The sequence below is a fragment of the Cohnella suwonensis genome (assembly GCF_042655365.1).
In the GTDB taxonomy this organism is placed as follows: domain Bacteria; phylum Bacillota; class Bacilli; order Paenibacillales; family Paenibacillaceae; genus Cohnella; species Cohnella suwonensis.
The window spans coordinates 21,099-46,523 of sequence record NZ_JBHSMH010000011.1; the positions used below are offsets into that span (position 1 = coordinate 21,099).

The 25,425-nt window shown below is 57.5% G+C and carries 20 protein-coding genes and 2 tRNA genes; 5 read left to right on the plus strand and 17 right to left on the minus strand.

The features are described 5' to 3' along the window. Positions 1-4: 4 nt before the first annotated feature. The 16 genes from hemC to ACFPPD_RS06390 all read right to left on the minus strand — a co-directional run bounded on the left by hemC (position 5) and on the right by ACFPPD_RS06390 (position 20,886). Entirely contained in the window at positions 5-943 is a 939-nt protein-coding gene (gene hemC, locus ACFPPD_RS06315) for a hydroxymethylbilane synthase (protein WP_209748736.1), read from the minus strand. A gap of 28 nt (positions 944-971) precedes the next feature. Next, entirely contained in the window at positions 972-1,643 is a 672-nt protein-coding gene (locus tag ACFPPD_RS06320) for a precorrin-2 dehydrogenase/sirohydrochlorin ferrochelatase family protein (RefSeq protein ID WP_209748735.1), read from the minus strand. Positions 1,644-1,972: 329 nt separating this feature from the next. Then, positions 1,973-2,794 (minus strand): cytochrome c biogenesis protein CcsA, encoded by an 822-nt coding sequence (gene ccsA, locus ACFPPD_RS06325; RefSeq protein ID WP_209748734.1) that lies wholly within the window; start codon positions 2,792-2,794, stop codon positions 1,973-1,975. 29 nt (positions 2,795-2,823) lie between these two features. After that, on the minus strand, positions 2,824-4,275 hold the full coding sequence (gene hemA, locus ACFPPD_RS06330) for a glutamyl-tRNA reductase (protein ID WP_209748761.1): 1,452 nt from the start codon (positions 4,273-4,275) through the stop codon (positions 2,824-2,826). 222 nt (positions 4,276-4,497) lie between these two features. Beyond that, positions 4,498-4,899: an adenosylmethionine decarboxylase gene (speD, locus tag ACFPPD_RS06335; RefSeq protein WP_209748733.1), complete on the minus strand. Its 402-nt coding sequence runs from the start codon at positions 4,897-4,899 to the stop codon at positions 4,498-4,500. 310 nt (positions 4,900-5,209) lie between these two features. After that, on the minus strand, positions 5,210-5,800 hold the full coding sequence (locus ACFPPD_RS06340) for a non-ribosomal peptide synthetase module (RefSeq protein ID WP_209748732.1): 591 nt from the start codon (positions 5,798-5,800) through the stop codon (positions 5,210-5,212). 154 nt (positions 5,801-5,954) lie between these two features. Beyond that, the gene (gene yihA, locus ACFPPD_RS06345; protein ID WP_209748731.1) at positions 5,955-6,608 is read right to left on the minus strand and encodes a ribosome biogenesis GTP-binding protein YihA/YsxC; all 654 of its coding nucleotides are present in this window, start codon (positions 6,606-6,608) and stop codon (positions 5,955-5,957) included. Positions 6,609-6,626: 18 nt separating this feature from the next. Next, the gene (lon, locus tag ACFPPD_RS06350) at positions 6,627-9,071 is read right to left on the minus strand and encodes an endopeptidase La (protein ID WP_209748730.1); all 2,445 of its coding nucleotides are present in this window, start codon (positions 9,069-9,071) and stop codon (positions 6,627-6,629) included. A 184-nt stretch (positions 9,072-9,255) separates the two neighbouring features. Continuing rightward, entirely contained in the window at positions 9,256-11,013 is a 1,758-nt protein-coding gene (gene lonB, locus ACFPPD_RS06355; protein ID WP_209748729.1) for an ATP-dependent protease LonB, read from the minus strand. Between the two features lie 129 nt (positions 11,014-11,142). Beyond that, on the minus strand, positions 11,143-14,481 hold the full coding sequence (locus ACFPPD_RS06360; protein WP_378081567.1) for a DEAD/DEAH box helicase: 3,339 nt from the start codon (positions 14,479-14,481) through the stop codon (positions 11,143-11,145). Positions 14,482-14,505: 24 nt separating this feature from the next. Further along, positions 14,506-15,000, minus strand: a complete 495-nt coding sequence (locus tag ACFPPD_RS06365) for a PCYCGC motif-containing (lipo)protein (protein ID WP_209748728.1) — start codon at positions 14,998-15,000, stop codon at positions 14,506-14,508. Between the two features lie 85 nt (positions 15,001-15,085). After that, entirely contained in the window at positions 15,086-16,186 is a 1,101-nt protein-coding gene (gene ispG, locus ACFPPD_RS06370) for a flavodoxin-dependent (E)-4-hydroxy-3-methylbut-2-enyl-diphosphate synthase (protein WP_209748727.1), read from the minus strand. A gap of 259 nt (positions 16,187-16,445) precedes the next feature. Then, positions 16,446-17,702: an ATP-dependent protease ATP-binding subunit ClpX gene (clpX, locus tag ACFPPD_RS06375; protein WP_209748726.1), complete on the minus strand. Its 1,257-nt coding sequence runs from the start codon at positions 17,700-17,702 to the stop codon at positions 16,446-16,448. Positions 17,703-17,766: 64 nt separating this feature from the next. After that, complete coding sequence (clpP, locus tag ACFPPD_RS06380; RefSeq protein ID WP_209748725.1) at positions 17,767-18,363, minus strand: ATP-dependent Clp endopeptidase proteolytic subunit ClpP; 597 nt, start codon at positions 18,361-18,363, stop codon at positions 17,767-17,769. Between the two features lie 200 nt (positions 18,364-18,563). Continuing rightward, a complete protein-coding gene (gene tig, locus ACFPPD_RS06385; protein ID WP_209748724.1) occupies positions 18,564-19,853 on the minus strand; it encodes a trigger factor in 1,290 nt (429 codons plus the stop codon). 112 nt (positions 19,854-19,965) lie between these two features. Further along, the gene (locus tag ACFPPD_RS06390; protein WP_209748723.1) at positions 19,966-20,886 is read right to left on the minus strand and encodes a hypothetical protein; all 921 of its coding nucleotides are present in this window, start codon (positions 20,884-20,886) and stop codon (positions 19,966-19,968) included. Positions 20,887-21,064: 178 nt separating this feature from the next. Here ACFPPD_RS06390 and ACFPPD_RS06395 point away from each other — a divergent pair. The 5 genes from ACFPPD_RS06395 (at position 21,065) to ACFPPD_RS06415 (ending at position 24,420) form a co-directional block, all read left to right on the plus strand. Beyond that, positions 21,065-21,138, plus strand: a tRNA-Gly gene (locus ACFPPD_RS06395). Between the two features lie 324 nt (positions 21,139-21,462). Continuing rightward, positions 21,463-22,365 carry an alpha/beta fold hydrolase gene (locus tag ACFPPD_RS06400; RefSeq protein ID WP_209748722.1) on the plus strand — a complete coding sequence of 301 codons (903 nt, stop codon included), beginning with the start codon at positions 21,463-21,465 and terminating at the stop codon, positions 22,363-22,365. A gap of 191 nt (positions 22,366-22,556) precedes the next feature. Further along, complete coding sequence (locus ACFPPD_RS06405) at positions 22,557-23,552, plus strand: HD-GYP domain-containing protein (RefSeq protein WP_209748721.1); 996 nt, start codon at positions 22,557-22,559, stop codon at positions 23,550-23,552. A 25-nt stretch (positions 23,553-23,577) separates the two neighbouring features. Then, a complete protein-coding gene (locus ACFPPD_RS06410; RefSeq protein ID WP_209748720.1) occupies positions 23,578-24,273 on the plus strand; it encodes a Crp/Fnr family transcriptional regulator in 696 nt (231 codons plus the stop codon). A 70-nt stretch (positions 24,274-24,343) separates the two neighbouring features. Continuing rightward, positions 24,344-24,420: transfer RNA gene (locus ACFPPD_RS06415), tRNA-Arg, on the plus strand. 60 nt (positions 24,421-24,480) lie between these two features. On the opposite strand, the gene ACFPPD_RS06420 is transcribed toward ACFPPD_RS06415, so the two are convergent. Then, on the minus strand, positions 24,481-25,425 hold the full coding sequence (locus ACFPPD_RS06420; RefSeq protein WP_209748719.1) for an S-layer homology domain-containing protein: 945 nt from the start codon (positions 25,423-25,425) through the stop codon (positions 24,481-24,483).

The window sequence follows — 25,425 nt, forward strand, 5'->3', positions numbered from 1 at the left end:
CCGGCTACTCCCTCGCTTCCGCCAGCAATTCGTTCGCGCCGCGGCCGAGAAGAGCCTGCGCGACTTCCGTTCCGACGTTCGACGGATCGTTGCCTTCGGCCCATTCTTTCAACATGCGAGAACCGTCCGGAGAGGCGACCATGCCGGTCAGCCGGATTTCGCCGGCGTCCGCTCCTTCCGCGGATTCAGCGTAAGCGCCGATCGGCACTTGGCAGCCTCCGTTCAGCAATCCGAGAAGCCGGCGTTCGGCCGCCACGTTGCGGGACGTCCGTTCGTCGTTCAGCTTCGCCAAAACGGAGAGCGCTTCCCCGTCGGTTCCGCGGCATTCGATCGCGAGCGCGCCTTGGCCGACGGCGGGCAAACAAATGTCCGGGGATAAGTATTCGGTAATCCGGTCTTTCCAGCCCATCCGGTGCAAACCCGCGGCCGCGAGGAAGATCGCGTCGAAGCCTTCTTCTTCGAGCTTGCGAAGACGGGTGTCGATGTTGCCGCGAATCGATTCGATGCGCAAATCCGGCCGGTAGGCCTTCAATTGCGCCGCCCTGCGCAGACTGCTCGTTCCGACGAGCGCGCCGGCCGGCAGTTCCTCGAGCTTGCGGCCTCCTTTGCCGACGAGGCAGTCCCGCGGGTCTTCCCGCTCCGGCACCGCTCCGATGACGAGTCCTTCCGGAAGCTCGAACGGCATATCCTTCATGCTGTGAATGGCCATATCGATTTCCCCGCTCAGCAACGCTTCCTCGATTTCCTTCACGAAGAGACCTTTGCCGCCCACCTTGGACAAGGTCACGTCGAGAATGCGGTCGCCTCTCGTGACGATCGGCTTCACCTCGAACGTATAGTCGAGCTTCTGCGCGGCGCAAATCTCCCTCAGCAATTCGATGGTCTGGTTCGTCTGCGTCAACGCGAGCAAGCTTTGTCTCGATCCTACGATCATATTGCGCATCTATGTTATCCCCTTCCGATAATCCGCGTTAACCGTTCGTTTCCGTCGCCGATCCGCGACGATTCGCGATCCGCCGCAAAGCCTCCAGCATCCGCGGCTTGTCTGCCATCCCTTCCCGCGACCGCCACATCGCGATCGCTTCGTCCCCCGCCGCCGCGCGCAGCAGCGCGCGCCTCTCCGAAGCATCCGGCACTTCCGCCTTCACGAGGAGCCGGATCTCCTTCAGCGTCTTTACGAGATCTTCGTAGTCCGGACCATAGGCTTCCGCCAGCTCCCCCGCGATACGGGAAGCGAACGCCGGCCCCGCGCCGGAGGCGCTCGCCGTCAGAATCAAGTCGCCTCGGCGCACCGTCGCCGGCACGAGGAAATCGCCGGCCTCCCCGTCGTCCGCGACGTTGACCGGAATGCCCAGCGCGCGGGCGGCATCCGCGATCATCCGGTTCGCGGAAGGATTGTCCGTCGCCGCGAAGACGAGCGCCGCCCCTTCGACGTCCGCTCCCGCCGCTTCCCGCGCCAGCCAGCGCACGCGCCCCTCCGCCGCCCATTCCGACAGCCTCCGCGTCGCGGAAGGACTGACGACCGTAACGGAAGCTCCCGCCTGAAGCAGCCCTTCCGTCTTCCGTTCGGCCACTTCGCCGCCTCCGGCGACGAGGCAATCTCGACCATCGAGCCGCAGCATGACCGGATACCAATGCGGCATGCGGATCGCTCCTTTCGCTTTCCTTAAATATCAAGTGTTAAGAAAAACTTCTATCGAAGTCATTCGAAGTTGAGCGACCGCGTTTAGCGGAAGTTTATCCAGATACAGAATGTTTTCATCTGCTTTAACGCATTAGCGAACTTAAACATTCTGTAACGTTCAAAAAGACCGGTTTTCAGCACCGAGAAGGTTGGATGAAGCTAAGGAATGAGGATCGGAGCGTAGGCAAACCTACGTGAGAACCGGAAGTCCCGGCTGCATTCAAGATTCGATGTCGAATAGGCATCCTGAGTCACTTCGTGATCAAAAGCGGACTTTTTGAACTACCTCTATATCATTTGATGAAAGGAAGAGTACGAATTCGCGAAGAAACCGGTCACGAGAAGGCCGTAGCCGAGCAAGTTCCAGCCCGCGAGCTTCGAACCGTCGTCCTTGCCCGCCAGCCGGCGGATCAAGTACACGACGTAAGCGATGCCGGCCGCGAACGACAGCAACACCTTGCCGTCCATCAGATCGGCGGCCGTCCCTTCCGTCAGCAGCGCCGCCGTCCCCGTGGAAAGCGAGAGCAACAGCAGCGGAACGCCGATCAATCCGGCCCGGTACGCGTATTGGTCGATCCTCTCCAAGCTGGGCATCCGGTTCATGACCTGCGTCCATTTCTTCTTCTTTAGCCTGGAATGCAGGAATAGGTACATGAGTCCGAGCACGGCCGTTACCGTCAAGATCGCGAACGCAATCGTGATCAGCCCGACGTGGACGAGCAACAGCCGCCTGGCGACTTCCCAAGGCTGAAGCGCCGCGTCGTGCTTCGGCCGTTCGATCAGGTTGAGGGCCAGCACCGCGAAGCCGACGACGTTGACGAGCAGAACGAGCAGATCCGCCCTCATGAGCCGATTGAGCATGAACGACGCCGAGACGAGCAGCCAGGAGACGAAAAACAAATAATCTTTAATAGTAAGCGCCGGCACCGAGAATCTGTCGAACAGCAGCGCCATCAGGAAGGCGCCTTGCAGCACCCAAACAAAAACAAGCAGCCCTGTTCCGACCCTTCTCGCGCTCCGATTGCCGGACGCGGCGTCGGAAACGAAAAAGAGCAGGCTCAGGGCATACATATAAAGAACCGCATCGGTTAACCAATCTTGTGTGACCATGGGGGGCAACGCCTCCAGATTCCGTAGCGTTATCGAAGCGCCCCAGCGAGCTGCGACAGCAACTTATCCACGTCGAGTCCGCCGCCCGCGGCGCCGGCCTTATCCGATCCGTTCTCGACGGCTCCGGAGACGGCGCCGCTTGCGCTCGAGGCCGTGACGGAGCTTATCTTCCGAGCTTTCTCGGCGGCTTTCGCCTCCGCCTTCAAACGCACGACATCGTCTTCCAGCGCGAACAGCTGCACGAATAGCTTCATTGCGTCGTCTCCCCGCTTGTCGGCGGCCATTTCCTTGATCCTGAGAATCGGATCGTGGATGATCTGGTTCACGATGCTTTTCGTCAGCTTGCGGACGATTTTCGCCTGTCGTTCGTCGAGCTCCGGCAGCTTGCGGAGCAAGCTGTCCAACGTCTCTTCCTGAATGGAAGCCGCCTTTTCCTGAAGCGCGCGGATAAGCGGGCTGACGCCAAGCGTCGCGTACCATTGCTGATAAGCTTCCTGCTCCAACTCGATCATGTCCTCGATAATCTCGGCTTCTTTCCGTCTCTTCGCAAGGTTCGTTTCCACGATGCCTTCCAGATCGTCGATGTCGTACAAGAACACGTTGGCGAGTTCGCCGCATGCCGGATCGATGTCGCGCGGCACCGCGATATCGATCAGGAACAGCGGCTTGTTACGCCTCGCGGCCATCGCCGCTTCGACGTCCTTGCGAGTCAGGACGAACCGGTCCGCTCCCGTGCTGCTGATGACGATGTCCGCTTGCTTCAGCTTACCGAGCGCGGCGTCGAGCGCCATCGCCGTGCCTTGGAACTTGTTCGCCAGTTCTTCCGCTTTCTCGACGGTCCGATTCACGACGTATACTTGCTTCGCGCCGTTCGCGTGAAGGTGCTGCGCCGTCAATTCGCTCATCTTGCCCGCGCCGACGATCATGACCTTCTTGTCGTCGAACCGGCCGAAAATCCGCTTGCCGAGTTCTACGGCGGCATAGCTGACCGACACGGCGCTCTCGCCGATGGAAGTCTCGGAGTGGGCTCTCTTCGCCAGCGTAATCGCCTGCTTGAACAAGCGGTTAAACAACGTCCCCGTCGCCTGATGCTCTTGGGCAAGCAGGAACGCGTCGCGAACTTGGCCGAGAATTTGCGTTTCTCCGATAATCATCGAATCGAGTCCGCTCGCCACGCGGAACAAATGATTCACGGCGCGATCGTCCTCGTACATGTACAAATGGGAATTAAATTCTTTGCGCGGGATGTTGAACCATTGCTCCATGAACGCGCGAATGTAATGGCCGCAAAGGTGAAGCCGGTCGACGACCGCGTAGATTTCCGTCCGGTTGCACGTCGCGACGATGACTCCTTCAAGAAAACCCGTCGTCTGCTTCAACCCTTGCAGGGCGGCCGGCATCTCCCGTTCGGCTAACGCGAAACGTTCCCTGACTTCGACCGGGGCGGTTCGATAATTCAATCCGACGACGATAAGATGCATGGCGATCACCTGACTTTCTGCATGGGAGTAAGATCAGACCCGATAAGTTCAACGTTAATTATAGCATAATCGAGGGGTAGCTCGCCTTCAAAATATGAAAAGTTTATGAAAACGTCCGTCTCCGCATTTTTCCTATTGTCGGCCAATAACGATTTTACTATTCCGCGTTCCCGGGAAATAAAAAAGCCGGGGAGATCGCTCCCCCGGGCTTCGTCCGCAATCTTATTTAACGAGCTCGACTTGCTTGATCGTCGGTTCGACGACTTGCATTTCGCCGAGTCCGCGCACTAGCTTCTTCGCGTAAGTCTTCTCCGGCTTGATGACGTCGACGAGATAGTCGATCGCCAGTTGGGGATCCACCGTTTCACCGCAAGTATAACAGTCGATCGCGGCAAAACCTCTCTCCGGATACGTGTGAATGGAGATGTGGCTCTCCGAAAGCAATACCAATACGGTTGCGCCTTGAGGTTCGAATTGTTTGGCTTGAACCGAGAGAACGGTCGCGCCGCACGCTTCAGCCGCCTCCACCATGTGAGATTGGAGAAGTTCAGCGCTGTTCAGGATCTCAACGTTTCCTCCCCATGTGTCTACCGCAACGTGCCGTCCGAAAGTCGAGTATTCCATCTTTCGGTTCCCCCTTCCTAGGAATAAAATGTGAAACTGATTTCATCCGCTAGGACCTACGTCATTCACTTGGAGGGAATTTGCTCCATCGCATATCCTTGAGTGAATCCTGGTTCCTAATGTATTGTGTTGTCAACGAATCTAAAAATAACATCTATCCGGGGTAAATGCAACAGTTTTTTTCGACGAGTTTCATAGGCTCGTTCCCCTGGTTTTATCCGCGCCCGGCTTGAGAATTCATCGCTTTTCGCGCGCACGACGAAGGAGCCATTTTCATGGCTCCTTCGTCGTGCGCGCCGGCCGTTCCGCTTCAAGCTTCGAGCGTGAACAGCATGCGGCTATGATACTTCAATCTTTGGTCGATATCGGCTAGCAGCGCGGCTTCCTTCGTCTGATTGCGCAAGTCGAGAAGCTCGTTGACCGATCCGCGAAGGCGGCCGATCTCTTCCTCGACGAGGCACGATTGGAACTGCGATTCCAGCTTGCCGACCGTATCCCGATATTCGTAAACCGTCTTCAGCTGCGCGCCCGCGTCCTCCACGATGCGGACGACGCTGCCCTGAATGTAATGATAAATCATCGTAAACCCGTTATAAATCCGATTGACGACCGCGTCTCCCTTGAACGTCGAGACAAGCTTCCGCAAAGCGTTGGTCAGCTTCGGTTGAACGACTCTGCACGTCAGTACGCATCTGTACTGCCCGTTTATTCTTTCGAAGCGCAGGCGAATCGCTTCCCCGCCGGCGTCTTCTTCGAGCACGACTTCCTGGTTGCCGTTATCCAGCACGAACACTTGCAGTCTTAATTGCTGGACCTCGCACAGGGCGATCAGTTTCGGCATTTCGGTTTCGGTTACTGTCAGACTGGCATTGACATACTCCGTGGCTACGCGTTGAGCCATAAAAATCTCCTCAATTCCCATTGTCTTGCGATTGTCTTGCGCGTTAACTGATTCTAATTATACGCGAATTCGCAAGCCGTTTCCTGCGCTCCGAACGTGATTTTCTCGGAAAAAACGCTCAAAAAACGATTCCTCCCGCGATTCCGAGCGCTTTTTACGCGTTATCCTCTGTTTCCTGCGCGTTGTTAGCGGGTTCGGAGGGGGATTCGACCGAGAGAGAGGCCGATTTCTCGATCAAGCTCCATAATTCGTCTCTTCCCTGTCCCGTTTCGGAGGAGAAAAGAAGAAGCGGAACGTGACCGGGCATGCCCAAGCTTTGGCGGATGATCTTCATGTGTTTCGGCCATTGCGACCGGCTCACTTTGTCCGCCTTCGTCGCCACGACGGTCATCGGGATCTCGTAGTGGGACAGCCATTCGTACATCCGGATATCGTCGGCGGAAGGCGGGTGGCGAAGATCGACGAGCTGAAGCACCAATTTCAGGGGCTCGCGCCCCCGCAAATAGCGCTCGATCATCTTGCCCCACGCCTCGCGTTCCGACTTGGACACCCTCGCGTAGCCGTAACCGGGGAAGTCGACGAAATAAAGCTCGCCGAGATCCCCGTTGATCCGGTAATAGTTCAGCGTTTGCGTTTTGCCCGGCTGCTGGCTCGTGCGAGCCAGGTTGCGCCGAAGCAGCATTTTATTGATCAGGGACGATTTCCCTACGTTGGAGCGGCCGGCCAGAGCCACTTCCGGCAATCCTTCTTCCGGATATTGGGCCGGGCCGACCGCGCTAATGACGAATTCCGATTGCTTGATCTTCATGACGCGTTATTTCTCCCATCAATGTGTTCCGAGCGGCGGCGCGTCCTCCGGCTCGTCGTTCACCGCGGCGGGAAGCACGGAGGCTTCCGCTTGCTGCGGCTCGTTCCCGATGCCCGCGGCGCCGGAAGCTCGTTCCAGCGGCTCGACGAGCGCATGCGCCAGCACTTCGTCCATGTGGGACACGGGCACGAACGTCATACTCTCCCTCACGCTCTCCGGAACGTCCTTCAAATCGCGTTCGTTGTCTTTGGGCAGAAGCACTTTCGTGATGCCCGCACGATGCGCGGCGAGCGACTTCTCCTTCAAACCGCCGATCGGCAGCACGCGTCCGCGGAGCGTGATTTCCCCGGTCATCGCGACCGAGCGGTTCACCTTGCGGTTCGACAGCGCCGAGATAAGCGCCGTGGCGAGCGTAATGCCCGCCGAAGGACCGTCCTTCGGAATGGCGCCTTCCGGAATATGAACGTGGATATCGTTCTTCTCGTGGAATTGCGGATCGATGCCGAGATCCTTGGACCGGCTCCGCGTGTAGCTGAACGCCGCTTGCGCCGACTCCTTCATCACGTCGCCGAGTTGTCCGGTCAGCGTCAGCTTGCCGCTGCCCGGCATGACGGTCACCTCGATGACGAGCGTATCTCCGCCCATTTCGGTCCAAGCAAGCCCTGTCACGGCGCCGATCTGGTCTTCCTGCTCGGCCATGCCGTAACGGAATCTCGGCGGTCCGAGCAGTTCCTTGAGCTTCTCGTCGTCGACGACGATCGGAGCGACCGATGGATCGGCGACGATCGCCTTCGCCGCTTTGCGGCAGATGGACGCCAGTTGCTGTTCCATATTGCGCACGCCCGACTCGCGGGTATAGTGGCGGATCAGAGAGAGCAAAGCGTCCTTCTCCAGCATTAGCTGGTTTTCCTCGATGCCGTGGTCCCGCTTCTGCTTCGGCAGCAAATGCCGCTCGGCGATTTTCTCTTTCTCCAGTTCGGTGTAACCCGGCACGTGGAGAAGCTCCATCCGGTCTAGCAACGGACGCGGAATATTGTGGACGACGTTCGCCGTCGTCACGAACATGACGTTCGATAGATCGTAAGGCAATTCGACGTAATGGTCGCTGAACGTCGTATTTTGTTCGGGATCGAGCACCTCGAGCAGCGCGGACGACGGGTCGCCGCGGAAGTCCATGGCCATCTTATCGATCTCGTCGAGCAGAAACACCGGGTTCGCGGAGCCCGCGCTCTTCATCCCCTGGATGATGCGGCCCGGCATCGCGCCGACGTACGTCCGGCGATGGCCGCGAATTTCCGCTTCGTCCCGAACGCCTCCAAGGGAGATGCGCACGAACTCGCGGCCAAGCGATTTCGCGATCGACTTGGCGAGCGACGTCTTGCCGACGCCCGGAGGACCGACGAGACATAGAATCGGTCCCTTCAGCTTCTTGACGAGCTTCTGCACGGCCAAATACTCGAGTACCCGTTCCTTCGGCTTGTCGAGCCCGTAATGCTCGTCGTTCAGGATTTGCTCCGCCTTGGCGATGTCGAGATCGTCCTCGGTCAACTTCGTCCAAGGCAGCGCGAGCAGCCATTCGACGTAAGTGCGGATGACGCCGCCTTCCGCGGAAGAGGCGGGCATCTTCTCCAGCCGGTCGATCTCTTTTTCGACCTTCGCCGCGATCTTCTCGGGCAACGCCGCCTCGGCGAGCTGCGCCCTCAGTTCCTCGACTTCGCCCGCGCGGCCTTCCTTGTCGCCAAGCTCCTTCTGGATCGCCTTCATCTGCTCGCGAAGGTAATATTCCTTCTGCGTCTTCTCCATCTGCTTCTTGACGCGCTGGCTGATCTTGCGCTCGAGCTCGAGCACCTCGCGTTCGTTGTTCAGGAAGTCGAGCAGCTTCTCGAGGCGCGGGCGCACTTCGACCGTCTCGAGAATTTCTTGCTTGTCTTTTATTTTCAGCGACAGGTGACTGGTGATGACGTCCGCGAGCCGGCCGGGCTGATCGATGTCGGTAACGGCGGCGAGCGTCTCCGGAGTCACTTTCTTCGACAGGTTGATGTAATGCTCGAACTGGCTTAACACGGCGCGCATGAGCGCGTCCAGCTCGGAATCGTTCGTCTGCCCTTCGAGCAACTCGTGCGCGAGCACTTCGTAATAGTCGTCGTTCGGCAAATACTGCTCGATCTCGGCGCGGCTGACGCCTTCCACCAGCACCCGGATCGTGCCGTTGGGCAGCTTGAGCATCTGCCGGACTTTCGCGATCGTGCCGACCCGGTAAATGTCCTCCTGCGTCGGCTCCTCGATGTTGACTTCAGATTGCGAGCAGAGAAGGATCATGTGGTCGTCGATCATGCATTGTTCTAGCGCCTTGACGGATTTCTCCCGTCCGACGTCCAGATGGAGCACCATGCTGGGATAGACGAGCAGCCCTCTCAAGGGCAGCAGCGGAATGGAACGGCTTTTCTGTTTGCTCGAACCCATATTGACGCACCTCGCAGTTCTGGAACGAATTCAAACCTTCAGTCATTGTATCAAATGCGCGCGCCCGCCGCAAAAAGGAGACCGGCCAAAAGGAACCCGCTCGGTCGGCGCAAGGAAAGAGGCTGCCCGCAATCATCCGAAATGACGTGCGGCACAGCCTCCTATTTTGATAAAAGATGCGATATTACCCTTCGATCCAGCGCCCGCCGGCGGTCGCGCCCGTTTCCGCGCGCGCGTTGCCCGCATGAAGCACGCCGGCGGGGGCGGCCGCGAAAGCTTCTACGCCGAGCGGCAGCTCGCCGATCCGCCATTTCTCGTCCATCCACGCCTTCTCTTCGCCGAACACGTGGCGGAACACGTCCTCCAGCCGGTCGACCGGAACGACTTTGACGCCCTCGAGCCCGTCGAAGATCGCCTGCCAGTTTTCCTTCGGAATGATGACCGTCTCCGCGCCCGATTGGAACGCCGCCTCGACTTTGGCCACGACGCCGCCGACCGGCTTCACCGCGCCGTGGATACTGATCTCGCCGGTCATCGCCAGCTTGTTGTCCACCGGCTGCTTCGTCATCGCCGAAGCGATCGCCACCGCCATCGCGACTCCCGCCGACGGACCGTCGACCGGAGTGCCGCCCGGGAAGTTGATGTGCAGGTCGAAGCCGTCCGGATGGAAACCGCTGCGTCTCAAGACTGTTAGAACGTTGTCGAGCGACCCCTTCGCCATGCTCTTGCGACGCAACGTTCGTTGACCGCCGCCGAGTTCTTCTTCCTCCACGACGCCGGTAATGTTGATTTGTCCTTTGCCGCTAGGCGCCGGAATGGCGGTCACTTCGATCTCCAGCAACGCGCCCATGCTCGGCCCGTAGACGGCGAGGCCGTTGACGAAGCCGATTTGAGGCTTCGCGGGCACTTTGCGGTCCGGCCTCGGCGCCAACTGGCTGCTGTTGACGACCCATTCGACGTCGGACGCGCCCAATTCCTGCCGGCTCTCGGAGATCGCGAGTCCCGCCGCCAACTGAATGACGTTGACCGCTTCCCTGCCGTTCGTCGCATAACGCTTCACGACGTCGAGCGCGTCTGCCCGCGGCTCGAAGCCGATTTTACGGATCGCGTTCTCGGCGATCTCCGCGATCTCGTCCGGCAGAAGCGGACGGAAATACACTTCCATGCAGCGGCTTCTGAGCGCGGGCGGAAGCTCGCCCGGCGATCTCGTCGTCGCGCCGACAAGCCGGAAGTCCGCGGGAAGCCCGTTCTGGAAAATATCGTGGATATACACCGGAATGTTCGTGTCTTCGGCGTGGTAATAGGCGCTCTCGAGAAACACTTTGCGGTCTTCGAGCACCTTGAGCAGCTTGTTCAGCTGAATCGGATGCAATTCGCCGATCTCGTCGATGAACAGAATGCCTCCGTGCGCTTTCGTTACCGCTCCCGGCTTCGGCTGAGGAATACCCGCGACGCCCATCGCTCCCGCTCCTTGGTAGATCGGGTCGTGCACCGAACCGATCAGCGGGTCCGCAATGCCGCGCTCGTCGAACCTCGCCGTCGTCGCGTCGATCTCGGTGAATTTAGCTTCCGCGCGGAACGGAGAAAGCTTGTTTTTCTTCGCTTCCTCCAGAATGACGCGCGCGGCGGCCGTCTTGCCGACGCCCGGGGGGCCGTAGACGATCACGTGCTGCGGATTGCTGCTGCACAGCGCGGCCTTCAGGGCGCGCAGCCCTTCCTTCTGGCCGACGATATCCAGAATCGAAGCCGGGCGCGTCTTCTCCGACAGCGGCTTCGTCAAGGAAATCGACCGGAGTTTGCGCAACTTCTCCATTTCCTTGCGCGACTCCTTGTCCACGGCGCTGCGGTTATTCTTCTGATTGCGCAGCAGGTTCCAAAAATAAATGCCGATCACGACGGCAAAAAACACTTGAACGAGCATAAGCACCATGCTTAAAGTCATCTCGTCTCATCCTCCCCGGTCTTGCCCTCGGGCCGCAACCAAAAAAAACCGGAACCCGGGCTATACTTGGTAGTATTGCCCGAATTCCGGCGAGGATAGTCACTTGACCGCGACGACTTTCTTATGAAGTTATCGCTTAATCTCCAGCAACTCGCGAATGTCGTCTTCCGACAGCGTCGAGACCGACGTTTCGCCCGGTTGAATGACTTCGTCGATGAGATCCTTTTTGCGTTGTTGAAGCTCCAGGATCTTCTCTTCGATCGTGCCCTGGGCGACCAGCTTGATCACTTGAACGACCTTCTTCTGGCCGATCCGATGGGCCCGGTCCGCCGCCTGCTGCTCCACCGCGGGGTTCCACCACAGATCGAACAGCACGACGGTATCCGCTCCCGTCAAGTTCAGCCCCGTCCCCCCCGCCTTCAGCGAGATGAGGAAAACGTCCTTCGAACCGCCGTTGAATTCGTCGCACATCGCGAGTCTCTCGACGGAAGGCGTCGAGCCGTCCAAATAAAAGGTCGAAATCTCGCGATCGTCGAGCTCCTTGCGGATCAAACCGAGCATCGAAGTAAATTGGGAGAAGATGAGCATCCGTTTGCTGCTGCCCTGGCATTCTTCGATAATCTCCATCAGCTGCTCCAGCTTGCCGGAGGAGCCTTCGTAGCCTTCCAGGAACAGCGACGGGTGACAGCAGAGCTGCCGCAACCGGGTCAGCCCGGCGAGAATCTTCATCCGGTTCCGTTGGAAGCCGCCTTCTTGCGCCAAGTCGGCGACGACGTCGGATTGCAGCTTCTCCAGATAGGCCAGGTAAAGTCCTTTCTGCTCCATCGTCAGCTCAGAAGGCTGGACGCTCTCGATTTTGTCCGGGAGCTCCTTCAGCACTTCGTTCTTCAGCCTGCGAAGGATAAACGGGCGAACGATTCGCGCGACCTTCTCCCGGGGCAGTTCCGAGAATGATTTCTTCCCGCTGAACAGCCCGGGAAAGATCGCTTCGAAGATCGACCACAGCTCGTCGAGCGAGTTCTCGATCGGCGTGCCGGTCAAGGCGAACCGCTGGGCCGCCCGCAAACGCCTGACCGCCTGGGACGTCAGCGACGCGTGGTTCTTGATCGCTTGCGCCTCGTCGAGGAACAGGGCGCGGAAGTTCTGTTTCTCGTACCATTCGATATCCCGCCGAAGCAGCGGATAAGACGTTATCCACACGTCCGCGTCGCCGACGCTTATGTCCGACAGCAGCTCGCTCCGCTCTTGCCGGTCTCCCGCGGCGACGACCGTCCGAAGCTCGGGCGCGAACCGCTTGCATTCCCGTTCCCAGTTGTAGATCAACGACGCCGGGGAAACGATAAGCACCGGCGCCCGCGCTCCTTGTTCGGGGACGGAGCCTTCGTCCGCTCCATCGGCATCGCCCTTCTCCGACAGCATGTAGGCAATGCTTTGGATCGTTTTGCCGAGCCCCATGTCATCCGCGAGAATGCCGCCTAGCTTGTAGTGGGACAGCGTCTTCAACCATTGGAATCCGAACTTCTGGTAGTCGCGAAGCACCGGATCCAGTCCGGCCGGAATATCGAAGTCGAGATTGTCGGGATTGCGCAAATTGTCCCACAGCTTGCGAAGCGTCTTGCCGAGCTGAACGCTACGGGTCGAGCTGCCGAACGGCTCCATGAGCTGGAAGCCTCGCACCGCGGGCAGCCGTATCCGATTGCCGTCGGCCGACCCCATGTCCGGTTTCTTCAAGTCCAGCTCGTCGAACAGCCGGTTGATTTCCCTGAAGCTCTCCTGCTCCAAGGACAGGAATTGCCCGCCCGGCAGCCGGTAATACTTCTTCTTCTCCGCCAGGTTGCGCATCAATTGCTGAATGTCCCGTTCTTCCAGCCCTTCCATATCGAACGATACTTCCAGCCAATTCGTCATCGGATCGACGTCGAGTCGCGCCTTCGGTTCGTAAGCGACCGTCCCCATGACCGTCCTGACCGATTCCGTGGCCACGACGTCGACGTCGTCTCCGAGCTGCGGCAGGATGACGTACAGAAAATCGTAGACGTCGTCCTCGTGGTCGAGATACACGTCCTTGCCGTTGAACTTGAACGATGCGCGTTCGATCAGCGCCATGATGCGATTCTCCCGATCCAAGTCGCGCATGAGAATGACGTCGTCGCGGGCGTTCTTGACGTCCCGTTGCGGGAGCGGCGAGATGACGATGTCCGCGTAGACGTATTCGAGCCGCGCGAGTAGCCGGTCGTCCTCGAAGTCGAGATAAAGGCGCGCGTTCAGCGGCGGATTAACGATTCTGTCCGCGATCTGGGGAGAGATGCGCACGTCGACGATTTGCTTCAACCCGCGGACGACCCGATCGATGAATGGCTCTATCTGCTCGGGAGGAATGAGGAGCCGCGCGTTTTTCTCGTAATGGAACATTTTCTTCAAATCCGCGATTCTCTTCAATTGCTCCGGGTCGGCCTTGAACAGCAGCCCGTTCACGACCGCATGACCGTAATTTTCCATGAAAATCGAATTTTTCAGCCCGTCGATCTCCAGCTGGTAACCTTCTCCCGCACGGCTGAGCTGGGCGCTGATCGGCAGCGCTCCGCTCATCGATTCCAGCTTCTGCACGCCGACGACTTTGTCCTCGTAAGTGACGTTCGCCTTCTCGAGAAGCGGCAGCAGCTTCTCCCAGATCGCCGGCGGAACGACGAGAATCCGTTCCTCCCGGTGCGAATACGAGGAGAACGAATGGAACAAGTCCTTGTATATCTCTTCGACCTTCATTGCTTCGACGAGAAGAGCGACGATTCGGGCGTCGTTTTCCCGGAAGACGTGTTCGGTCGGATCGTAGGAGAAGTGCTTCGCGAAAGGCATCGCCGTCCCCGCTTCCGCGTGGGCCAGAAAATCTTTGATTTTCTGGACGATGTACATCCGGGCGATGCCGATCTTCATCGACAAGGCGAACATTGGCTTGTTCGTGAAACTCTTGACGATTTTGACCGCGTACTCGACTTCCAGCTCCGCCGCATCCGCCAGATCGTCGTCGCCGTCTTGCAGGCTTTCGGCCGCTTGGCGGGTCAACACTCTATCGAACAGGAAAATCGCTTGCTTGGTCAAATGGACATCCTTCTCCGATATCGTTTCTTCGGCCGAGTCGTCCGCGCCGCCGGCTTCCGCCTCGTCGGCGGCCAGTTTCAACAGCGCCGCGGCGATATGCTTGCAATAGGCCATCGGCGAATAGGCGTCGCAACCGCACGACGCCCCGATTTCTCCCGTATCGGTCCGGACCAGTTCGACCTCGTGGCGGTCTCCCCGGGCTCCCCGGACGATGGCGCGATAGCCATTGCCGCCGGCCTCCCTCCTGACGGAGAGTACCTGACCGGCCTTCATGTACGCTTCGCCGCGCATCGTCGATGCCGCTCCGCAAAGCTCTTCGATCGTCTGCCGATCAAGAGCGAACTCTTTGGCTTCGCCGGTACGTAACATCATTCATCAACCCGCATTCCGTTCTGATCAGCTCGGGGGCATCGGCGTATCGGTCGCTTTGGCATACCCTTGGCTGTATTTGCTATCGATCGCTTGGCGGATGTCGGCGTCGCTATTGCCCTGCTCCTTGAGCTGGGCCGTCGTCAACGCGATCTCCACGCAGACGCCGCATCTCGTACCGTGGTCGTCCCATTCGATCGAACCGTCCTCGCGAATCTCGTGTATGAAGCAATTCAGGTTGCTTTCGTGTCCCGCGCTTTCTCCGCAACCGCAGTAACAAGGAATCCAGCGCAACGTGTCTCCGAGCGTGCCTGCCGCCTGGTAGGCGACTTGAACGATCGAGGATTGACTATTCAGGAAGCTAGGAAGCGCGCCCGAAGAAGCGGTCACTTCCCGGAGATCCCCGCTCGCCGCATGGTGCGTTTCGGAGTGGGATTGTTCCTTCGCCGCGCAGCCCGCCAATACGAGAGCTCCGGCTCCAAGCAGCGCGAAGGCGGCTTTCTTCGCACGACCGGGTAGCATTCCGTTTCGAACTCGTTTCTCCCATCCGATCGCTTCGCAAAGCTTCTTCGGCGACTGCTTCTCGCCGATAGCGTTTTCGCTTAGCTTAACCATGTTTGCGACCAGGAATAACGCCGGTTTCCTCGTAGGAGGCGACGATCTGGTCGATTTCCTTCTTCAGCTCGCTCACGAGCTCCGCTTCCGGCACTTTGCGGATCATTTCTCCGTATCTGAACAGCATGCCTTCCCCGCGCGCGCCGGCGATGCCGATATCCGCTTCGCGGGCTTCGCCCGGACCGTTGACCGCGCAACCGAGCACCGATACTTTGATCGGCACTTTCAGCTTCGAAAGATAGTCCTCGACCTCGTTCGCGACCGCGAACAAGTCGATATCGAGACGGCCGCAGGTCGGGCACGAGATGAGCGTCGGCGCGTCCGTAATCAAGCCGAATACTTTAAGCAGCTCGCGGGCCGCTTTGATTTCCTCTACCGGATCCGCGCTGAGCGAGATGCGCATCGTGTTGCCGATGCCCGCGCTCAGCAGCACGCCGAGTCCCGCCGCGCTCTTGATCGTTCCGGAAAATAGCGTTCCCGCTTCGGTAATGCCGAGATGAAGCGGGTAACGAATGACTTCCGCCGCTTTCGTGTAGGCTTCGATCGCCATCGGAACGTCGGACGCTTTAAGAGAGACGATAATATCGTGAAAATCGAGTTCTTCTAAAATGCCGATATGAAACAATGCGCTTTCCACCATCGCGTCGGCGGTCGGATAACCGTATTTCTCCAGCAGGTGGTTCTCGAGCGAACCGGCGTTGACGCCGATCCGGATCGGAATTCCCTTTTCCTTGCACGCTTTCACGACGGCTTCGACTTTCTCCCGGCGGCCGATATTGCCCGGGTTGATCCGGACTTTGTCGATGCCGTTCTCGATGGCGAGCAGCGCGAGACGGTAGTCGAAATGAATGTCGGCCACGAGAGGAATGCTGATTTGGCGTTTGATTTCCTTGATCGCTTCGGCGGCTTCCTTGTTATTGACGGTCACGCGAACAAGTTGGCATCCCGCTTCCTCGAGCCTTTTGATCTCGGCGACGGTCGCTTCGACGTCGGCCGTCTTCGTCGTGCACATGCTCTGCAGAATCACTTGGTCGTTGCCGCCGATCGTCAAATTTCCGACTTTAACGGCGACGGTATCGGTACGTTTGTACATATCGTTGATTTCTCCCCTGTATACGCCAAAGTCCACCCCGCGATTAAGCGGGGTGGAACCGGCAATGTCGGCGAACTCCGCGCGGGCGGCGGCCGATGACCGGCCGTCGTCCTGCTCCCGCAGGATCAGAACGCATAAGCTTCGACTCGCTTATACTCATCTGATCCCTACGCAAAGCTTCTCCGGCGTTCAACCCTGGTCGGGAACTTCGTTCCCTGCTCGGGTATGCATCCTAGGACGCCGAAGGCGTTTTTGCTCGTTACGCGCTCTCTTCTTTTTTCTTGCCTTTCTTGGTCGTGAGCTCGGGCGTCATCTTATCCTTGATGACCTTCTCGGTCACGAGGCATGTGACGACGTCGTCACGCGAAGGCACTTCATACATGACGTCGAGCATGACGCCTTCGATGATCGCCCGGAGGCCGCGGGCGCCCGTGTTCCGCTTGATCGCTTCGCGGGCGATCTCTTCGAGGGCGCCGCTATCGAATTCCAGCTTCACGTTGTCCATCTCGAGCAGCTTCTGATACTGCTTGACGAGAGCGTTCTTCGGCTCGGACAAGATGCGAACGAGCGCCGGCTCGTCGAGCGGCTCCAGCGTCGAGATGACCGGCAGACGACCGACGAATTCCGGAATCAAACCGAATTTAAGCAAGTCTTCCGGTTGCGCGAGCGACAAGTATTCGCCCGGCTTCATATCCTTCTGTCCTTCGAGGGAGGAGCTGAAGCCGATTACTTTCTTGCCGATGCGGCGCTTGATGATTTGCTCGAGGCCGTCGAAAGCGCCGCCGCAAATAAACAAGATGTTCGTCGTGTCGATCTGGATGAACTCTTGGTGCGGGTGCTTGCGTCCGCCTTGCGGAGGCACGGAAGCGACCGTTCCTTCGAGAATTTTCAGAAGCGCTTGTTGCACGCCTTCGCCGGATACGTCGCGCGTGATCGAAGGATTCTCGGATTTGCGCGCCACTTTATCGATTTCGTCGATATAGATAATGCCGCGTTCGGCTTTCTCAACGTCGTAATCGGCGGCTTGAATGAGCTTGAGCAAAATGTTCTCGACGTCCTCGCCCACGTAGCCGGCTTCCGTCAAGGAAGTCGCGTCGGCGATCGCGAACGGAACGTTCAGGATCTTCGCCATCGTTTGCGCGAGTAACGTCTTACCGGAGCCCGTCGGACCGACGAGCATGATGTTGCTCTTCTGCAGTTCGACGTCTTCGATCTTCGCTTGCGAGTTGATCCGCTTGTAATGGTTATACACCGCGACGGAAAGCGACTTCTTCGCTTGTTCCTGCCCGATGACGTATTGATCGAGGATGTTGCGGATATCCTTCGGTTTCGGAATATCCTTCAAATCAAGCTCTTCTTCGTGGCCGAGTTCCTCTTCCACGATCTCGGTGCAAAGCTCGATGCACTCATCGCATATATAGACGCCGGGACCGGCGACCAGTTTCCGGACTTGATCCTGCGATTTGCCGCAGAAGGAGCACTTGAGCTGTCCTTTTTCGTCGCTGAACTTAAACATGTATACCCTCCTTAATAAACCGCTTCTAATGTTAGTGTGCCGCGCCTTGAGGGCATGGCAGGCATTACTTGGCTTCCGGCGCGGCCAACGTCGTGATGACCCTGTCCACCAAACCGTATTCCACGGCGGCTTCCGCGCTCATGAAGTTGTCGCGGTCGGTATCCCGCTCGACTTTCTCGTACGGTTGGCCGGTGCGTTCGACATAGATCTGATTCAGCTTCTGCTTCGTCTTGACGATCCAGTCGGCATGGATCTTGATATCCGACGCTTGCCCTCTCACGCCGCCAAGCGGTTGGTGAATCATGATCTCGCTGTTCGGAAGCGCGAAGCGCTTGCCTTTGGCGCCCGCCGTAAGCAGTAGGGAACCCATGCTTGCGGCCATGCCGACGCAAATCGTCGAAACGTCCGGCTTGATAAATTGCATCGTATCGAATATTCCCATTCCGGCCGTTACCGAACCGCCGGGGGAGTTAATGTACAGGTGGATATCCTTCTCAGGATCTTCAGCGGCCAAGAAAAGCAGTTGGGCGATAACGAGATTGGCGACATCGTCGTCAATCGCGCTCCCGAGAAAAATAATCCGGTCCTTCAAGAGCCTGGAATAGATGTCGTACGACCGCTCTCCGCGATTCGTTTGCTCGACGACCATGGGTACCAGCATGTTGCCAACCTCTTTTCTAATTAGACTTCAAATCTCGGTAATAGTGTATCACGTTCAAAACGGAATGTCATGTTGACGAGCCGCAAACGGGCGATCGCTCGCGGCGCGGCCGGTCAGGTTATGTAATTGGGGAGAAAAATAAGGCACGCGGGTTAAGCGTGCCTTATCCGTATCGTGATGTTTTTTGTTAGCGTCGGCGATTACTCGGTTTTGCTGCTTTCGACGAGGAATTTAACCGCTTTGCGAACTTTCAAGTCCGCGTTCAGCGTCTCCAGGTAGCCGTTCGCCGCGAAAACGTCGCGAAGCTCTTCGGCAGGACGGCTGTACAGCTTGGACAGATTGTCCAGCTCTTCGTTCACGTCCGCTTCGGTTACGTCGATGTTCTCGGCTTTCGCGATTTGCTCGAGCACGAGGTTGTTGCGAACGCGTTTCTCGGCATCCGCTTGCATCTGGCCTTTCAACGCCGCTTCGTCTTGGCCGCTGAATTGGTAGTACAGATCCAAAGTCATGCCTTGTTGGCGAAGGCGGCTTTCGAAATCCTTCATCATGTGCGTGATTTCGGCGTCGACCATTACTTGCGGAACTTCAAGCGTAGCCGCTTCGGTCGCTTTGTCGATGATCGCCGTTTCGCGGGCGAGCTCGGCGTCTTTCGCTTTGCGATCTTGCAGTTTCTTGGAGAGGTCGGCTTTGAACTCGTCGAGCGTATCGAATTCGCTGACGTCTTTGGCGAACTCGTCGTCGAGGGCAGGCAAGTTTTTGCGTTTGATTTCGTGCAGCTTCACTTTGAACACGACGGGTTTGCCCGCCAGGTTCTCGGCGTGGTAGTTCTCGGGGAACGTCACTTCGATGTCTTTCTCTTCGGCGATGTTCAGACCGACCACTTGCTCTTCGAAGCCCGGGATAAACGAACCGGAACCGAGCTCGAGCGAGTATTGCTCGCCTTTGCCGCCTTCGAACGCGACGCCGTCTTGGAATCCTTCGAAGTCGATGACCGTTACGTCGCCGATCTGCGCGGGACCTTCGTCCAGCGTAGCCAGCTCCGCATGGCGCTGTTGCAAGCGTTCAAGCTCGGCGGAGATTTCCTCTTCGGATACTTCCGCGCTCTCGGCCGGAACGACCAAGCCTTTGTATTCTCCGAGCGTAACTTCAGGCTTGACGGTTACTTTCGCTTTGAACTTGAACGTTTGACCTTTGGCGAATTGCTCGACGTCCACTTCCGGACGGTCGATCGGTTCGATGCCCGCTTGATCGATCGCTTCGGAGTAGGCTTCCGGAAGCAAAATGTCGATCGCGTCTTGGTACAGGCTCTCGATGCCGAAACGAGCTTCGAAAATGTTGCGCGGGACTTTGCCTTTGCGGAAGCCCGGAACGTTTACTTTTTGTACCACTTTGCGGAATGCCTTGTCCAAGGCGACGGTTACTTTGTCCGCTCCCACTTCAACTTCAAGAACCCCAACGTTCTTCTCTATCTTTTCCCAGTTCACTGTCATCTTATGCTTTCCCCTCCGTAACATCTTGCCGCATCAGGGCGGCCGTTCACATAAACCACTCTATTATAGAACAACATCGCCCGACGTTCAAGGCGATACTTCGCGAATCCGGTCAAGGTCCTTGCCTTGGGTCCGCGGAATACTGCCGAAGCCAGCGAAGCGCCTGCTCGTAGCGAAACCGAAGCTCGCCGGTAATGCCGTAACGATCGCGGATTCCGTCGTCGCCGCGCGCCCCGTGAAGCCTTTCCATCAGCAATTGATGGAGCGCGGCGCTCCAGAAATCCAAGGTGCCGTCGTCTTCTTCCGCCATGCTCGCGAACGTCGACGTGCCGTACGCGATCTCGACGCAATCCTTCCATGTTTCCTCGGCGAAGTACGACAGCGACGGATCGGACACTTCGGCCGCGTCCTTCACCCTGTCCAGCACTTGGTGAATGCCTCTCGGGAATTCGGCGAAAACGAGCGGCGTATCCGAGGCTTCGACGGTCAAGCTTTCCCCGTCCCTCCAGAAAGCGACGGGACCTGTGGCTCCTTGCTTTTTGATGGCCTGCAGCGCCCTGAACTGAACCGGCGGAATGTATTCTTCCCTTCCCAGCCATTGGCGAAGCGAAAGCTCGATATCCGGATGGGCCACGTGCATAAGCTGTCCCAGAACGAGCATTTGCTGTTCGGGGTCGTCTCCGTTATATAGGGAAGCCAATAATTGCGGGATGTATTCTCCGTCCGATTGCAGCCGGTCTTCGACTTTGCGCTTCATGATCGATTCTTCGTCTTCGTCCTCGTCTTCCTCGCGATCGAACATGCCGGAAAACTCGCCGTTGCCCGCTTCCGGAAACGCCGCTTCCAGCCATCCTAGAAGCGCCTGCCACTCGGTATGGTGACGTTCCGCTTCGCCGCGGCATTGCAACAGGAAGGAAAGCAACGATTTCGCGTCCCCGTAACGCTCCGTCTCCAACATTTTCGTCAACTGAATCTGATAATAATCCAGCGTTTTCGGAAATAAAACCAAATTGTCCAGCGTTTGGTCCGCCATAGGGCAAACCCCCTCCACGTCTGCCGGTCGCGCCCGGCGTTCCGCACGCCCGATCGGCGTTAAGCGGGAATAGCGATACCTTCGCATTATATCATGAACGGACGCGCGAGGAAAAAAACGTCCGCGGATAAGATTGATTTCAAAAACGCTGCCATGCTATCATAGGACGTAAGAGCGCGCGGGTGTAGTTCAATGGCAGAACGCCAGCTTCCCAAGCTTGAGGCGTGGGTTCGATTCCCATCACCCGCTCCATTATGAATTCACTTCTCCGAATGGGAAACGGAACCCGAGCTGGGTTCGACCGTCCGTGATTTCAACTTCGAATACACTGAGTAGGACGCGCGTCAACCTCTTCCTCTAATCGTTCCCGAAGGGAACCTCTCAATCGAAGAGGTTGAGTATTCCCATCACCCGCTCCATTATGAATTCACTTCTCCGGATGGGAAGCGGAACCCGAGCTGGGTTCGACCGTCCGCGGAGGCTTCTTCGAAATTTTTATTTACCCTCTTACTATAAGTAAGGGGGTTTCTTTATTCCCGTTCATACTCCAACCGCTCGACAAGGGGAGAAAAAGCGATGAAGATCGCCGTCGGATTCATCCATGGGATCGGCAAACAAAAACCGGACTTTTACGAGGGCATGGCAGCTGCGTTGGCTAGCCGGATGCATGAGGTTTGTCCGGAGATCGAACTGATCTCCGAAGGCATCTATTGGGCCGACATTACGGACGAGCTCGAAAACAAACTGATCGAAAGAATGGCCCCCTTCGGTTTGCGGTGGGATCGCGCGATAGACGCCAGGGGATTTATGATCAGTTTCGCGGGAGATGCGATCGCCTATCAACCGATCCCCAAAGAAGACGATCCGAAACCTCATGAATTCATTTACGTCGACATTCACGAGCGATTCGCCGGCAAACTGCGATCTTTATCCGCCAGAGCCGGATCCGATGCGCCGTTATGCCTGATCGGCCATAGCCTCGGAACGATCGTCGCGAGCAATTACTTGTACGATCTGCAGAACGGCAAAATGCCTCCCCGAGTTCAAGCGATCATCGATTCGGGAGGCAGCCCTTTGGAACGGGGAGAAACATTGACCCATTTCTATACGATGGGAAGCCCGATCGCGTTATGGACGATGAGATTCGACGGCTTCGGCGTGCCTATCTCCATTCCGGCTCCGAATCTGCGGCACGCCGACGTCGGCGAATGGGTCAATTTCTACGACAAAGACGACATCATAACTTATCCTCTGAAGACGCTAAGCGCCCGTTACGATGCCGCCGTCGCGGAAGACGTCGAAGTTCGCAATCCGGGCTTGTTCGCATGGTCCCCGCTCGGCTCGCATGGCGGTTACTACCACGCCGAAGAGATTATGGAGAGAATCGTTCGATCGCTAGCGGACATGTACGGCAAATCGAATTCCCGCGACGAAATCGCGGCCGATCGTACCGGCGCTAATCTGCATACCGAAGAATAACGAGAAGCCCGGGATCCGCTCCCGGGCTTCTCGTTTTTTTTCATTCTCAGCGCTACGGCGATCGACCGCCAACCTTCTTCCGTGAACCGCGCATCGTCGGTTTCTGTGATCTGCATTACAGAAATCGGCGGCGCGCGATGATACGATCTTTTTATAAAGAGAGATGGTATTACAGGACAGGAGGAACAAAGTTGCAAATCATCCCCGTTCAGGAGCTTCGGGAAGGCGACACGCTCGCCAAAGGCTTATACGCGCCCGACGGAAGACTCATGCTCAAGCAAGGCATCGCTTTGAACGAGAGCTTAATCGAAGGTATCAAACGCCGCGGCCACCGATACGTAACGGTGGAAATGGAGGGCTCGCGTTCATCCGCGGCTTTCGAAATCAAACGCAATCTCATGCACGTATCCAAGGACGTGCTGTCGCTCGTCTTTCATTCGCTCCGGGAACATACCGCATTCCCTCGCCGGGCGCTCGCGGAATGGACGGACATCGTCGCGACGACGGTTACGGAGGCGCCGGAGCTGACGTTCGACTGCCGCGACATGGTCATCGGCGACGACGAGCTCGTCTCTCATAGTCTAAACGTCTGTTTCTTGGCCTTGCTGGCCGCCAAAGCGCTCGGTTATTCCAAAAAGAAACTCAAAGAAATCGCGATCGGCAGCCTCTTGCACGATGTCGGTCTCGCGCTCCCCCATGACGACCGGCTTATGCTGCACCATCCGCTTATCGGATACGACTATCTGCGCAAGCAATCCGGCATTCCCGCGGAATCGCTTAGAATCGTGCTCCAGCATCACGAGCAGATCGACGGGCGCGGATTCCCGTACGGCATATCGGACGGACATTTCTTGGAAGCCGCTCAAATATGCGGGCTGGCAAGCGATTTCGACTACTTCATGAACGATCGGGAATCGGACGATCGGCCGCCCTCGGAAGGAATCGACTTCGTCATGTCGAAAATAGATTCATCTTACGGATATCCCGTCGTGCGAGCGTTCCTGCATGCCTTTCAGCCTTATCCGGTCGGAACGAGGGTGACGTTATCCGGCAGCTTGAGAGGAACGGTACGCGCCGTCAATAAGGCGAATCCCGGCAGGCCCGTCGTGGAATTGGACGAAAGCGGCATGAAGATCGACCTGATGAAACACATGACTTTCCATATCGTCAAAATGATTCGAGAATAACGAATACCAGCAAGGAGGTAAAGATATGCCCGTAGACGGCGGAAAGCTTCGGTCTTCCATTCCTTTTTTCCGCGAAATAGAACCGTCCCTGATCGACCGACTCATCCCGTACATGCATCAGAAATCTTACCGCAAAGGGGAACTGATCTTCCTCGAAGGGGACGAGGGTAACGAAATATTCTTTATCGGCAGCGGGTCCGTCAGCATCTATACGTTCGATAAATCGAAGAAAATAGCTCTCGCATCGCTTAGGGAAGGCGAAGCGTTCGGCGAAATGGCGATCATGAAACCGGGTCTGGCACGTTCGGCGACCGCAGAATGCCTGACCCCGACGAAGCTGTACAGCTTGCGCCGCCGCGATTTCCTGCTTCTGATGGAGTACGACCGAAATATCGCCTTCCATCTGCTCGATTACACGATGGAGCGATTGCGGCGCGCGAACCGGCAAATTTACGACCTGACGTTCCTCAACGTCCGTTCAAGAATCATGAACCGTCTGTTAAGCATGGCCGCGGACTATGCTCCCGGGCAGCAAACCGACGTCGTCTTGCCCGTCAAAATGACCCACCAGCAATTGGCGGACCGCGTCGGCGCGGCGAGGGAGACGGCGTCCAAGGCGCTTCAGGAACTTCAAGACGAGAATCTGATCTCGATCCAAGACAAAAGAATCGCCATACCCGACGTTCGCCTTCTGAAAGCCCGGTTGGACGAGGAAGATTAATTCTTGCGAAGCGGCACCCGATATGCTAAGATAATTTTTGCGTGTCTGAGCTGACACTTTGGCACAACTTCTCCCAGTAGCTCAGCTGGATAGAGCACACGCCTTCTAAGCGTGCGGTCGGGGGTTCGAATCCCTCCTGGGAGGCCATTTCGCAATCGATAAAACCTGCTCCTCGGTATTTCCGATACCGATGGGCGGGTTTTCTGTTTAAGGAGCATCCCTTGCATGAATCTCGAACGTCGATTCTTCCGCTCCTTCTTTTATCGAGGCGTGTCCGATCCTCCCCCGCCCGATGACCGTCGCAACGTCTTTCAGTAAGAGATCTACGATCATGCCTTCCTCGTTCATCGCGGTCGTATCGAGAACGACGGACGACTCGATCGCCAACCGTTCGATCTCTATGGCACCTTCCATGGCAATGCGAATCTTCATCTTCGGCGCGTCGACGATCGCGTCCTCGAAGGAGCAATCCTTTATTACGATCGGCACGGTTCCCCCTCCGTTGACGAGCACGTTGCCGCTGGCGGTTACTCGATCGATCTTCACGTCTCCCTCCCCGATTCCCGCGGTCAACACGATGTTTCCCTTCACGTTCATATTCCGCAATTTCACGCTTGGCCCGGATACGATGACGTTCCCGTACACGATTTCGGTTCCCGATTCCGGACCGTACGAGCCCGCTTGATCATAAACCCGATCGCCCGTTAAGCCCGTCTTCGACGCTAATCCGAGCATCGTCGCCGCTTCCGAACGCGTTATCGGCCGAAAAGGCTTGTATTTGCCGTCCGGGTAGCCCTTCACGATCCGTAAATCAGCCAGCGCCCGAATGGAGCCGAGAGCTCGGGGGGACAAACCGACAGCATCGGAATAGGGGGCGCCAGCCTCCTCTTCCGAAAGCTCCAAATGCAACAACGAAGCCGTCAACACGGCAGCTTCCGCGCGGCTAACGACATGCAGGTCTCCGGTGTCCGTTTCCTCTTCGGACGATCCGAGAACTTCGTTCGCAAGCGCGAGAAATTCGGCTATCGTCAATGTTTGATCGTTTCCCGCCGAATGTCCCGCGTTCTCGGCTTGCGCGAACGGTACTCCTCCTATTAGAAGGAATGCTACAAGCGCTTGAACGATGATGAAGAATTTTGGACCTCGCCGCAT